The organism is Marinarcus sediminis (SeqCode) (assembly GCF_048571275.1).
GTDB classification, from domain to species: domain Bacteria; phylum Campylobacterota; class Campylobacteria; order Campylobacterales; family Arcobacteraceae; genus Marinarcus; species Marinarcus sediminis.
Genome location: NZ_CP182357.1, coordinates 750,761 through 763,085, shown reverse-complemented (window position 1 = coordinate 763,085; position 12,325 = coordinate 750,761). Strand labels below are relative to the sequence as shown.

15 protein-coding genes are annotated in these 12,325 nt (G+C 33.0%); 8 read left to right on the top strand and 7 right to left on the bottom strand.

Annotated elements, in window-relative coordinates; translation table 11 throughout:
* Positions 1-30 precede the first annotated feature (30 nt).
* Positions 31-1,050: a ribonucleotide-diphosphate reductase subunit beta gene (locus ACNI3C_RS03875; RefSeq protein ID WP_419770938.1), complete on the top strand. Its 1,020-nt coding sequence runs from the start codon at positions 31-33 to the stop codon at positions 1,048-1,050.
* Positions 1,051-1,177: 127 nt separating this feature from the next.
* Positions 1,178-2,071, top strand: coding sequence for a putative phage abortive infection protein (locus ACNI3C_RS03870; RefSeq protein WP_419770937.1), 894 nt, complete (start codon positions 1,178-1,180; stop codon positions 2,069-2,071).
* Here ACNI3C_RS03870 and ACNI3C_RS03865 read toward each other — a convergent pair.
* Entirely contained in the window at positions 2,056-2,334 is a 279-nt protein-coding gene (locus ACNI3C_RS03865; protein ID WP_419770936.1) for an addiction module antidote protein, read from the bottom strand. The genes ACNI3C_RS03870 and ACNI3C_RS03865 overlap by 16 nt on opposite strands.
* Entirely contained in the window at positions 2,327-2,626 is a 300-nt protein-coding gene (locus tag ACNI3C_RS03860; protein ID WP_419770935.1) for a type II toxin-antitoxin system RelE/ParE family toxin, read from the bottom strand. Before ACNI3C_RS03860 ends, ACNI3C_RS03865 begins: the two co-directional genes overlap by 8 nt.
* A gap of 430 nt (positions 2,627-3,056) precedes the next feature.
* On the opposite strand from ACNI3C_RS03860, the gene ACNI3C_RS03855 reads away from it, so the two are divergent.
* From ACNI3C_RS03855 to ACNI3C_RS03845, 3 genes are all read left to right on the top strand, one after another.
* A complete protein-coding gene (locus tag ACNI3C_RS03855; protein WP_419770934.1) occupies positions 3,057-3,752 on the top strand; it encodes a pseudouridine synthase in 696 nt (231 codons plus the stop codon).
* 490 nt (positions 3,753-4,242) lie between these two features.
* Positions 4,243-5,022 carry an OmpA family protein gene (locus tag ACNI3C_RS03850; RefSeq protein WP_419770933.1) on the top strand — a complete coding sequence of 260 codons (780 nt, stop codon included), beginning with the start codon at positions 4,243-4,245 and terminating at the stop codon, positions 5,020-5,022.
* A 3-nt stretch (positions 5,023-5,025) separates the two neighbouring features.
* Positions 5,026-5,418 (top strand): helix-hairpin-helix domain-containing protein, encoded by a 393-nt coding sequence (locus tag ACNI3C_RS03845; RefSeq protein WP_419770932.1) that lies wholly within the window; start codon positions 5,026-5,028, stop codon positions 5,416-5,418.
* 23 nt (positions 5,419-5,441) lie between these two features.
* On the opposite strand, the gene ACNI3C_RS03840 is transcribed toward ACNI3C_RS03845, so the two are convergent.
* Positions 5,442-5,948, bottom strand: coding sequence for a transglycosylase SLT domain-containing protein (locus tag ACNI3C_RS03840; RefSeq protein WP_419770931.1), 507 nt, complete (start codon positions 5,946-5,948; stop codon positions 5,442-5,444).
* Positions 5,949-6,108: 160 nt separating this feature from the next.
* On the opposite strand from ACNI3C_RS03840, the gene ACNI3C_RS03835 reads away from it, so the two are divergent.
* Positions 6,109-6,384, top strand: coding sequence for a hypothetical protein (locus ACNI3C_RS03835; RefSeq protein WP_419770930.1), 276 nt, complete (start codon positions 6,109-6,111; stop codon positions 6,382-6,384).
* On the opposite strand, the gene ACNI3C_RS03830 is transcribed toward ACNI3C_RS03835, so the two are convergent.
* Genes ACNI3C_RS03830 through ACNI3C_RS03820 form a run of 3 tightly spaced genes read right to left on the bottom strand, consistent with a single transcriptional unit; the run spans position 6,385 to position 8,917 of the window.
* Positions 6,385-6,825: a low molecular weight protein-tyrosine-phosphatase gene (locus ACNI3C_RS03830; protein WP_419770929.1), complete on the bottom strand. Its 441-nt coding sequence runs from the start codon at positions 6,823-6,825 to the stop codon at positions 6,385-6,387.
* Positions 6,826-6,828: 3 nt separating this feature from the next.
* The gene (locus tag ACNI3C_RS03825) at positions 6,829-7,542 is read right to left on the bottom strand and encodes a carbon-nitrogen hydrolase family protein (protein WP_419770928.1); all 714 of its coding nucleotides are present in this window, start codon (positions 7,540-7,542) and stop codon (positions 6,829-6,831) included.
* A complete protein-coding gene (locus ACNI3C_RS03820) occupies positions 7,517-8,917 on the bottom strand; it encodes a phosphomannomutase/phosphoglucomutase (protein ID WP_419770927.1) in 1,401 nt (466 codons plus the stop codon). The genes ACNI3C_RS03825 and ACNI3C_RS03820 overlap by 26 nt, the downstream gene beginning before the upstream one ends.
* Positions 8,918-8,982: 65 nt before the next feature.
* On the opposite strand from ACNI3C_RS03820, the gene ACNI3C_RS03815 reads away from it, so the two are divergent.
* Positions 8,983-9,654 carry a response regulator transcription factor gene (locus tag ACNI3C_RS03815; RefSeq protein ID WP_419770926.1) on the top strand — a complete coding sequence of 224 codons (672 nt, stop codon included), beginning with the start codon at positions 8,983-8,985 and terminating at the stop codon, positions 9,652-9,654.
* On the top strand, positions 9,647-10,957 hold the full coding sequence (locus tag ACNI3C_RS03810) for an ATP-binding protein (protein ID WP_419770925.1): 1,311 nt from the start codon (positions 9,647-9,649) through the stop codon (positions 10,955-10,957). The genes ACNI3C_RS03815 and ACNI3C_RS03810 overlap by 8 nt, the downstream gene beginning before the upstream one ends.
* On the opposite strand, the gene ccoG is transcribed toward ACNI3C_RS03810, so the two are convergent.
* A complete protein-coding gene (ccoG, locus tag ACNI3C_RS03805; RefSeq protein WP_419770924.1) occupies positions 10,950-12,293 on the bottom strand; it encodes a cytochrome c oxidase accessory protein CcoG in 1,344 nt (447 codons plus the stop codon). The two genes, ACNI3C_RS03810 and ccoG, sit on opposite strands and share 8 nt — an antisense overlap.
* Positions 12,294-12,325: the final 32 nt, after the last annotated feature.

Genomic DNA, 12,325 nt, shown 5'->3' with positions numbered 1-12,325 from the left:
GAATAAGATTTTGAATAAATAGGAAAAATAATGAAAAGAAAAACTATATATAACCCTGATTCTAAAGAGAGTTTAAACGACAGAAGAATTTTTGGCGGAAACTCAGATGGTATGATAAACTTTACAAAAATGAAATACCAATGGTCATTGAACCTTTGGGACACAATGGAGGGGAATACTTGGTTCCCTAAAGAAGTTCAAATGACAGGTGATGCAAAAGATTATAAGTATCTTACTCCTGCTGAGAAGAGAATGTACGATTTGGTGCTCTCTCAACTTATTTTTATGGACAGTTTACAAACCAACAATTTAATGGACAATATCAATCCTTATATTACTGCCCCAGAAATCAATGCGTGCCTCTCTCGACAATCATATGAAGAGGCAAACCATTCAAAATCGTATGCAGTAATGGTTGAATCCATCTCTGACAATACCGATGAAATTTACAATATGTGGAAAACAGACAGCAAATTGCGAGAAAAAAATACGTACATTGCAGATGTCTATGACAATCTTTCAGAAGGCATCGATGACAGAAAGATTGTTTTAGCCATGTTTGCTAACCAAATCTTAGAAGGGTTGTACTTTTATGCTGGTTTTGCTGCCATGTACGCGCTTGGAAAATCGGGAAAAATGTTGGGTTCTTCACAGATGATTCGATTTATTCAAAGAGATGAGGTTACTCACCTTTTATTGTTCCAAAACATGATTAACTCTACAAGAAAAGAGCGACCAGAACTCTTTACTCCAGAGTTAGAAACTGAAGTTAAAGCGATGTTCAGAAAAGCAGTTGATTTGGAAGCCTCATGGGGTGCATACATTACTCAAGGACAAATCTTAGGATTTACCGATGCCATTATCCGACAATACATTGAACATTTAGCCGATAAACGATTGGAAGCAGTAGGATACAAACCAATGTACAACGTAAAACACCCAATTCCATGGGTAGATGGTTATGCAAGTTTCAATGACCAAAGAACGAATTTCTTTGAAGGGAATGTTGTTAATTATTCTAAGGGTTCAATCGACTTCGACGATTTTTAACAGCTCTTTTACCCAATCTCTGCGTTGGAGGAGTTTTTTAACTCAGTCACCTACAGCTTGTAGGCTCCTTCGCTAAAAAACTCCTCCGCCTTGACCTTGACTAAAATAGCTATTAAAAAGGATTTTGATGTTTTATAAACAAGTTTTTCCACATACAACAAAGAAGAATAAGACAAAGTTACCATGGGTATTAATATCATTTGGATTAGTTGGATTCGTTTGTAGTGTGTTTGTATTTGGATTTTATGGAATAACATTTTTGGATTATAAAGTTACAGCAGATGCTGAACATTTTGGACAGTTTGGTGATTTTATAGGTGGAACATTAAATCCTATATTAGCATTTTTAAGTTTTATGGCATTACTTTACACTATAAAAATACAAATGGATGAATTAAAATTTACACGGGATGAGTTAAAAGAATCTAGAATAGCTCAACAAGAACAGAGTCAATCATTGAGATTACAAAATCAAGCTACGAAAATACAAATGTTTGAAAATACATTTTTTCAATTATTAAGACAACACAATGAATATTTAGATTTAGTAGTAGAAGAAAAAATAAAAATAGATTATTTTTTTAATTATACTTGTGATTTTACCGGCTGTACAGGAAAAGAATTAAAATGTATTGATGATATTTTGTTGAATTTTTGTAAAATTAATCAAACAAATAGAACTTTAAAAAACTATTTTACGACACTATACCAGATTTTAAAGTATATCCATGAATATGCGAAAACAAATGACATAAATGCAAAATTTTATACCAATATTATTAGAGCGTTAATTGATGATGAAATTTTAAGATTATTAGCTATAAATTGTATTGCATATCCACTTTTTACTCAGTATAAAAAATATATTGAAGAATATGCATTTTTTGAGCACATTTATTTAAATGAGAAACAAAAAGAAACAAAAACAATTTTAGACATATTATTTAAATATAATTTTAGTGCATTTGGTAATAATATAAGATTAAAAGAATTATTAAAAAAGCCTCAAGCACTCGCTTGAAGCTTTACTCCGAAACTGTTTAAGACTTTTAAGACGGTTTCAAATCGGGGTTTTGCACCCTCTTGGAAAGCTTTATAAAGGCTTTCACGTCCTAATCCTGTGTCGTTGGCTATTTGTGCCATTCCTTTTGCTTTTGCGATATTTCCAATGGCTACAAGCAGTTCATCGGTATTTCCCTCTTGTAATACTTGGGTTAAATATTCGGCTATCATCTCTTTACTGTCTAAGTATTCAGAGATGTCGAATGTGGTTAATTTACTCATTGTTAATCTCCTTTAAAATTTGTTTTGCTTTATCAATATCATCACTTTGTGTGGACTTATCACCACCAATAAGCAGTATGATAATCTCTTCATTATGTTTTGTATAATAGACTCTGTATCCAGGACCTGTTGGAATTCTCAATTCACTGATATTGCTATCAATGATTTTATAATCGCCAAAATTCCCCTCTTTTATACGTTCAATTCTTCTAAGTATGGCAACTTTACCTTGCACGTCTTTGAGTTTCTTTAACCATTTAAAAAAGGTTTCAGTCTGTTTGATTGAGTACATGATGTATTGTATCCAAGTAGATACATTTTGTCAAGCGCAAATAGTTACAGTACTAAATCAATATAGGCATAGTCCTCATCACCTAAATATTAGATAAAACAAGAAACCTACTTCTAAATAGTCTTGTAGATTTAAAAAATAAATGTAGAATGAGTAATCTAAAGAGTGTTTTTAGAAATAGATACAAAGGTAGGCTTTTTGAGTTTACTTTTCTAAAAGGATCAGCCATGACAACATCAGCAGACCAAGTAAAATTTTATAGTTTATGTACGGCAATATACACTTCTGGGTTTTTAATCACTTACTTTTTTACTGTATAAAAAGTATTTGTTAAAAATATCCTACAGTAGGATATAGTTCAAATAGATGTCAATTAATAAAAAGATACAACTAGTTTTGCTAAAATCTTAAATAAAAAGTAAAGACAATTATGCAAAAACACACCCCAAAACGTATCGATGCTTTTCTCTCCTCACTAGGCTATTGTTCACGTAAAGAAGCCAAAAAATTCATGCGTATGTATACTATACGTGTTAAAAATGACGTGGTGTTTAATCCTGCACTTAAAGCGTATCACGAAGACATAACGATAAATAACGAACCTCTTGATGCACTAACACTGACACTTCTCATGCACAAACCCAAAGATGTGATTTGTTCACACGACGATGCGGGCGTACTGATTTATTCCCTTTTACCCGAACGTTGGCAACGACGCAATCCTAAGCTTTCTACCGTTGGACGATTGGATGTTGATACTACTGGTGCCATTTTAATCACCGATAATGGGGCTTTAAATCATAAACTCACTTCTCCCAAAAGTGAAGCCATCAAAGTGTACGAAGCCACACTGGCTCAACCATTAAGAGGCGATGAAGCTGAAATCTTTGAAAGCGGAAATCTCATGCTTCATGGTGAAATTAAACATCTGCTTCCTGCAAAACTGACGGTTATCTCTCCTACTCGTGTCCAATTGGAAATATGTGAAGGACGATATCATCAAGTTAAGCGTATGTTTGCTGCTGTTGGCAACAGAGTCATACAACTACATAGGCTCAATTTTGCGGGCTTTAGTGTGGAAAATATTCCTGAAGGTGAGTATAAAATCATTCAAAATATTTTATAATTTTACTTTAGAGATAAAATAACGATACTCTGTCACCTGAATGTATTCAAAATGCAATCAAAATGCAATCATTTACTCCTATAATTTTTTTATCATTCAATAAAGGACAGACCATGGAAATTTACGACACGATTAAATTTTATGTATTGTGTATATCCATTTATACACTGGGTTCATATGTTTCTTATTCACTTGTATTTTAAGTGAAGTCATAAGGTCGTATTGTAACGACCTTTATTGTCTATTATTATATCTTCATTAAAAAATCGCAAAAAAATCGCAAAATTTTATAAATATCTGAGATGAATGGCTCTTCTATAAGAGATTTATTAGAACAATACCACTAGAATGTTACCTATATATTATATAAAAAGTAAAACTTAGGTTAAAATTTGAAGAAGTTTCAAATACTGGGTGTTATTTATTATTATTTCTAAGATAAATAAATTATTTTTAAGTTATAATATAAAAATTATTAAAAAGAAAAGATATGAGTCTGACGAAGAAAATTCAATTATTAACAACTTTACTGATTATTCTTATTGTGGTTTGTGTTTATCAACATACACGTGAATTTATTCCAGAAGAGACGTTAAATAATGATGTGTCAGCCCTTATTCCAGAAGAAGAAGCGGTATTAAGTCAAACTCAAAAGAGTGAAGAACAAGCTGTGCAAGACAATATGCAAGCTTTTACCACTGTTCAAGAAATTGCAAAAAATAGTATAGAAGAGAAAAGTTTGACGCCCAGCGTACCTCCAAAAGCTGTTCCTATTAAAGTAAAAGAGAGCAACGAAGCCCTAAAAAGTGTTGCCACTGCCAAACCAGTTGAAGTTATAACTCCTGTTCAAACAGCAAAACCTATTACAACAGCAAAACCTGTTGATGGCGTTGCAAAAAATAATGTAAAAATTCAAGAAGAGATGAATTCTGCTGTTTTAAATAATGCCATTGTATTTCAAAGAATGAGTTCAAATGTTACGGACAAAAGCAGAGATGTTATTGCAAAAATTGCAAAAGTCTTAAAAGAGAACCAAGATATAAAAATAGAGATTGCAGGACACACCGATGCAAAAGGAGATGAAGACTTTAATCAAATGGTCTCTCAACAACGAGCAGAGAGTGTTAAAAATATTTTGATTGAAATGGGTGTAGATTCGCAGAGAATGGTTGCAAAAGGTTATGGGGAAACGAAACCGATTGTACCCAATGATCCAGATGGATACTCAACGATAAACAGAAGAGTAGAATTTAATATTATAGAGGAATAGATTGTGATAGAAATTGCTTCAAAAATTGTTTTATGTTTGCTAATTGCATCAGTTATAGGTTTTTTTATTGGATTTCTAATAGGTAGATCTTCAAGACAAAACAAACCCAGCCAAATAAAAAATATGCATGATTTCAAAGTACAAGGCAATATTTATAATAAACCTATTATTTTAAGTAAACCACGACCTACAGGGGAAGATGACTTAAAAGAGATTGAAGGAATTGATTTTAAGACCGAAGAAGAGTTAAACCATTTGGGTATTTTTCATTATGATCAAATTGCTAAATGGAGTGATAAAAACTGTGAATGGATCAGTGAATATCTCTGTTTAGAAAACAGAATTCAAGAAGAAAAATGGGTTGAACAAGCCAAAGTGCTTAATAAAAAGAGATAAAAAAAGAGAAAGAATCTCTTTTTTTAGCTGTTTAATGCATCAACTTTTTTTAATTCTATAATAATTTTCTCTATATCTTTGGAATATTTTATCGCTTTTGAACTGTCATTGTTAAATCCTGCATTGTAACTTGCCCAGATTTTACTCCAATTGTTTCCATAAATCTTTTTCCAATAAATCAGTTCTGCAATTGCATTGCTTGTAGCAAATTCGAAGTCATTGATTAACAACATGGCCATTCTGTTTCGATTAAAAGTTGAATTTCGTACTTGATGTCGTCTGATAACGGTGTTGATGTTGGCTTGGTAGAGACCATAATCATAACTGTCAACATTAACTTTGTATCGTCCTAATGAGGACTCTTTGACTGCTATAGCCATAAGAGAGTAAGCAAGATCATATTTTTGTGCATACTCTTTGATTTGTTTGAGTAAGCTAAGGTCCTCGTGAGTTAAATCTTCTGATTTAAAATTTTCGCCATTGGCATAGGTAAAAAAAAGTATCAATAGTGTTATAAAATATCTTTTCATAAAATAATTTCAGCTCCTTGTAAATTTTTTGGCCGCGATTATACTATAAAAACCATGTATTGTCAAATTCTGTACTATACTAAACTAGTGTAAAAATACTCTTAATATGCTTCTTAGCTTAAGATATTATAATTAGGTATTGCATTTTAGGAAGTATTAAGTGAATAAAACAGAATTTAAGAAAATAATAAAAACAGCTGGTTTTTCATCTCAAGGAAAGTTTGCTGAACTCATTGGAATTAAAGCGAATACCTTTACGACATATAAAAAAATACCTGGACATGTTGCACGAATTGCTAAGTTATCGCTTTTAGCAAGAGATAACGGTGTCAGTATTGATGAAATTAAGGCGCACCTTAAACTTGACAGAGCCATTGAATCAGCTCTTATTGAAGAGGATGATGAGAACAACAATTGTGAAGAGTTGAGTCAGTAACTATACCAATTCATCTATAAGTCTTTTAACGCAGCTTTCAACCATAGAAAAAACCGTCTCAAAACCTTCAAATCCGTCAAAAAAATAGGGGTCAGGGACATCTTCTCCATCAAAGCCATAATTTCCCAGTTTAATGGCATTTTTACAGCCCATGGCTTTTAAATTAGCGATATTGCTGCTGTCTAAACCCACAATCATATCATAGGTTTTAAAATCATTTTTATGCACTTGTTTGGCTTTATAGTGGGAAATATCAAGCTGATGGAGCTGTGCTACTTTTATGGAGTTTTCACAAGGGGCTTCTCCTACATGCCAATTGCCTGTACCAGCACTGTCAATAAGCAGTTCCAACCCTTTTTCTTCTGCATACTTTATGGCAATGGCTTTGGCTAAGGGTGAGCGACAAATGTTGCCTAAACAGACAAAAAGTATACTTTTCATGAACTAAATTCCCACATTTAAATGGTTTCTCATTTGGTGAATCTCTTCTAAATTTACCTCAACACTGAGCACTTCTTGGTTTTCATTTAAAAATCGTTTACCAAAAGGGGTGATGATACTTGATCCACCATTACAATCCTCATTGCTACTGTTAACAGCCAAGACAAAACATTGGTTGGCAATGGCCAATGCCTGACTCAATACTTCAAAGTTCTCTTTGCGTTTCTCTCCCCATAACGCTGGAATTAAAATCACATCGGCACCTTTGAGTTTTTGCCAATACTCAATAAATCGAAGTTCAAAACAGATCAATACGCCAATTTTTAAACTCCCTACTTCAAAAAGGTTCATCGCATTTTTATTGCCTGCCGTGAAATATTGTTCTTCTTTATTGAGTGTAAAGAGTTCAATTTTGTTTTGCTGATGAAGAATCTCTCCTTGATGAAAAAGATGAAAAGTATTAAAGTAGTTTGAATCTTGTTTCGTTGTAAGCGTTAGTGCAATGGTTTTGTCTTTTGAGAGTTCTATAAAACTTTTTATGGCTTTTTGACTCATATGAACCGCTTCATCAAGGCATTCATATGAGTATCCTGTTAAACACAATTCAGGAAAAAGCAGCAAAGAGTTCTTTGGTGCTTCTTGAATAATACTTTTTATATTCTTTAAATTTTCTTCAAAATTCGCAGTTGTTTTAGTTTGAACGGTTACGAAGTTCATTTTGTGCACCTTGGATGAGTTCATTCAGTTTGGTTTCATATAACTTCGCTTCAGACTCAATGGTAGATTCAAATCGTGTGACCAAAACAGGAGTAGTATTACTTGCACGAACCAATCCCCAGCCTTTTTCAAAAATCACTCGTACCCCATCGACATCAATGATATTTAAAATTTTAGGAAAATCTGCAGGTACATTTTGAAGTTTCTCTTTAATTTTATCAATGAGTAAAAACTTTTCCTCTTCACTGGTTTTGACTTTGATCTCTTCGGTTGAGTAAACTTTTGGAAGAGAGGCAATCTCTTTGTCCACATCCATACCATTAAAAATGAGTTCTAAAAGTCGGAAGGTAGCATAAATAGCATCATCATATCCATAATATCGGTCATTGAAAAAAATATGACCCGAAACTTCAGCTGCCATATCGGCATTGAGTTCTTTGAGTTTCACTTTTAAATTGCTGTGCCCTGTTTTATACATGACAGCTGTGCCCGTTTCATTGATTTTGTCATACATGATTTGAGTACATTTAACTTCACCAATAATGACAGGATTGGTCATGGTTGTAGCAAATAAAAGTGCCATGATGTCACCTTTGACATTATTCTTTTTGGTTAAAAAAGCAATTCTATCCGCATCCCCATCGTAAGCAAATGCGTATTCGTAGTCTCCTTTTAACGCTTCCATGACATCTTTAAGGTTTTTTTCTTCACTTGGATCGGGATGGTGATTGGGAAAGGTGCCATCAGGTTCACAAAATAGGGCATCGTAGTTTAATTCTAAACGGTCTAAAATGGTTGTAATAACGGTATCCGCAACACCATTCCCACAATCAATAATAAACTTTGGTTTCATCCCTTTTAAGTGGGCAAACTCTTTGACCATAAAATCAATGTATAAAGATTTGACATCAATTTCTTCATAAGTTTCATCGTCATCAATGGTTAACTGAGTGTTTAATATGATTTTATCGCCTAAGGTATAAATGTCGTCCCCAAAGAAAGGGTTATTTCCAATGGTGATTTTAAAACCATTGTATTCACTTGGATTGTGACTTCCAGTAATCATCACGGAAGCATTGGGTAAGTCTGCTCCAAAATGCTGAAAAGAGGCAAAATAGTTGACTCCTGTAGCAACCATGCCCATACCTAACACTTTACAACCCGCTTTGTTGAATCCTGAAGTTAAGTAGCCAAAAAGTTCAGGAGAGTGTGTTCTGGCATCATATCCAATGACAATGACAGGATGAGTCATGTTCGATCTTTTGATGGTCTCTAACCCTAAGTAATAGCCAATGAGTTTAACACTTTGTTCGTTGAGTTCTTTCCCAACGATTCCTCGGATGTCATACTCTCTAAAAATTGATTTATTTATCACTGATTGAACCTTTGTTTGTAAATGAGTGACAGATTATACCAATAAGATTATGATAAAATAGTTATATGAAAACCCAAGATATAAAAATACTTTTTGTAGAAGATGATGAAATTGCCAGAGAGAATGGTGTGGAGTACTTACGTCAAAGTTTTAAAAACGTTTATGAAGCTAAAAATGGATTAGAAGCCATGAAACTTTATGAAGCTGTTCATCCCGATATTATTATTACTGATATTCAAATGCCTAAAATAAATGGTTTAGAGTTTGTAGAGAGTATCCGACGAAAAGATAAAAAAACGCAAATTATTGTGCTGTCGGCATTCAGCACAAAAGCCTATTTATTAAAAGCCGTTGAATTACAACTGGTTAAGTATTTAATTAAACCCATTTCTCAAAGAGAGTTAGACAGTGCCTTAGCTTTGTGTTGCAAAGGTTTAGAAAATGGAGTATCCAATATTATCCAGTTGAGAGAAAACAGCTGTTTTGATGCTTATAATAAAACTCTTTTTGTTGATGATGAGATGATTAAATTACGAACCAAAGAGTTGCTGTTATTGGAACTATTATTAAAAAACAAAACACGATATGTCAGTTATGAAGAGATAGAACAACACGTTTGGGAAGAATCAGCCATGAGCAAAGATGCTTTGAAAACAGTTGTTCGTGATTTAAAAAATAAATTACCCTCCGATTCCATTTTAAATCTTTCCAAAGTTGGGTATAAAATTAATGTTTGAGGCAAATACTCTTTTGGCTTTTGGTGTGACGTTTGGTATTGTATCCATGACCATTTTTTATACGATGATTCGATATATTTATACCAAAGAACTCATCTATTTAACCTACTCTGTCATGCAAATATGTTCTTTTATTTTTATCATTGCGTACAGTAAACTCTTTTTTAATGTACCGTTAATAGAAGAGATTTCACTCACATTTGCAACGTTGTTTGCGTTTGCCTTTGCTGTTGGCTTTTATCATGGTGATTTTATCCCTAAAATGCAATCACAAACAGAGTTGTTGATACACACCTTTATGCTGATTTTTATTATTTTAACCTCTTTTTATCACTATATATTATTTGAGTATTTACCGTATACGGTGATTTATTTTGTGCTTTTTATCTCGGTGGCATTTAATTATAAACAAGGATTAAAACCTACGTTTATCTATGTGCTTGGGTGGTCTGTTTTTTGTCTGTTTTTATATTTCAGTGATGTTAAAGCGCTCTATATTCAAAAAGGCTATGTTGACATTGTATTGGTGGCTTTTGCCATTGAAGCGGTGTTATTTACCATGAGCGTGGCGTATAAGTATCAAGAACAACGCAAAGAGAATGAAGATTTTCTGGAACAACTTTTTCATCAAACCCGATTGGCACAATCAGGACAAATGATAGGCAATATTGCACACCAATGGCGACAACCTTTAAATAATCTTTCCTATATTTTAATTAATCTCAAAAAAGCCTTTGAAACTCATACGTTAGATCTTACATATTTTGATAAAAAAGTGGAACAAGCCAATGCCCAGTTGCATTTTATGTCAAAAACCATTGATGACTTTAAAGAGTTTTATGCTCCTTCAAAACATAAAGAGAATTTTTCAGTTAAAGAGGCTATTCACAGAGCAATTACTATCATTCAAGCTGATCTTCAACAAAAAAATATTGAGTTGGAATTGCAATTTAAAACGAACGAAGCGGTAAAAATTTTTGGTATTTCAAATGAGTTAACACAAATTATTATCAACCTTGTCAATAATTCAAAAGAGGCATTAAGTACCATTCAATACCCTAAAATAATCATAACTGTCGATGCAAACAGTTCGGATGTGATTGTTCGTATTGCCGATAATGCAGGTGGAATCAAACAGTTAAATAAAATATTTGAACCCTATTATTCAACTAAAAAAGAGGGTTCAGGCATAGGTTTGAGCATGGTTAAAACCATTTTAGAAAAGAGTTTAAATGGGAAAATAGAGGTCAAAAACGAAAAAGAGGGAGCGGTATTTTCCCTCTTTTTTGAAAAAGCTATTTAAGCAAAGAGTCTCGTGGATAGATAAATGAGACGGTTTGTGTCAAATTAAATTTTTCAGGATTCTCTTTGGCAAAAACAATTACCTGCAGTCCTATAGGGGTATCTTTTATGGCGGACAGACTTAAGGTCTTAGTGCTTTCAATAATGACCACTTTTTTAACTCGTTGGTTGGGTTGCAGTTTAAAAGTTTTGAAGTTTTTGACTCTGAAATTAGGATTATTGACTTTTATATCGTATGTCAATGTCTCTTTTTCTCGGTTTTGAATGGTGAAAATATAGTTATTTCTTACACGTTTTTCATTGTTGATTTTATACAAACTGGTGGTTTTATTCACATTGAGTAAAATACTCTCTTTGCCTGAAGCAAACAGTGCCATTAGCGCAATACAGATAAAAATAGAGACAAAATACATGATATTTTTTGCCGAATAAACCACGGTTTTTGTTTTATGTAAAACCGCATTGGTGCTTCCCCACGAAATAAGCGAAGGTTTCCCCAGTTTTCCCATTACATCAGTACATGCATCGGCACACTCTAAACAGTTAATACACTCAACTTGAAACCCTTTTCGAATATCAATATGCGTAGGACACACTTTTACACACGATTCACACGTAGTGCATTCTTCTTGTGCCGTAAACTCTTTGGCTTTAAAGATTGATTTTTCCCCATTGGTATAAATGTTTCCACCTCGGTTGGTATCATAAATGACTTGTACGGTGTTGTCATCGTATAAAACCGATTGGATTCTTGAATAGGGGCAAAAATAGACACAGTAGTCCTCTTTGGCTAAAACTACCGTATAAAAAAGAAACAACGTAGTACTTAAAATAAATAAAATCATAAAAATGTGTTCAGTGGGTTTTTGCATGTAAGCAAAGAAATCTTCTGGTGGCACAAAATACCACATAAAATCAACCGAGATAATCAGCCCTAAAAGTAGAAAAACGGTTGTTGCTAAAACTTTTTTGATTTGATTTGAGTATTTTGTATAATCAATATCTTTTTGTTTGTTACTGATTTTTCGTAATTTAAAGAGTTTGGATTCAATTAAATCACGATACAGTACTCTAAAAATTGTTTGAGGACAGGCCCATGAGCACCAGATTCGTCCCCCTATGGTTGTCATGACAAAAATACCAATGAATAAAATCATCAGTAAAAATGGCATGATATACAGCTCTTGCATCTCAAATGAGAAACCAGCAAATTGAAACAGCATTTTATCAAACGACAAAAGCAACATATGGTTTTCATTGATTGTAATAAAAGGTAAAATCAATGAAAAAAGGGTGATGAAAAGATAAACGCAATATCTTTTTGTTTTGTAAGTCATATAAACTCCTTTTTATTTGAAAGCAGTTTATA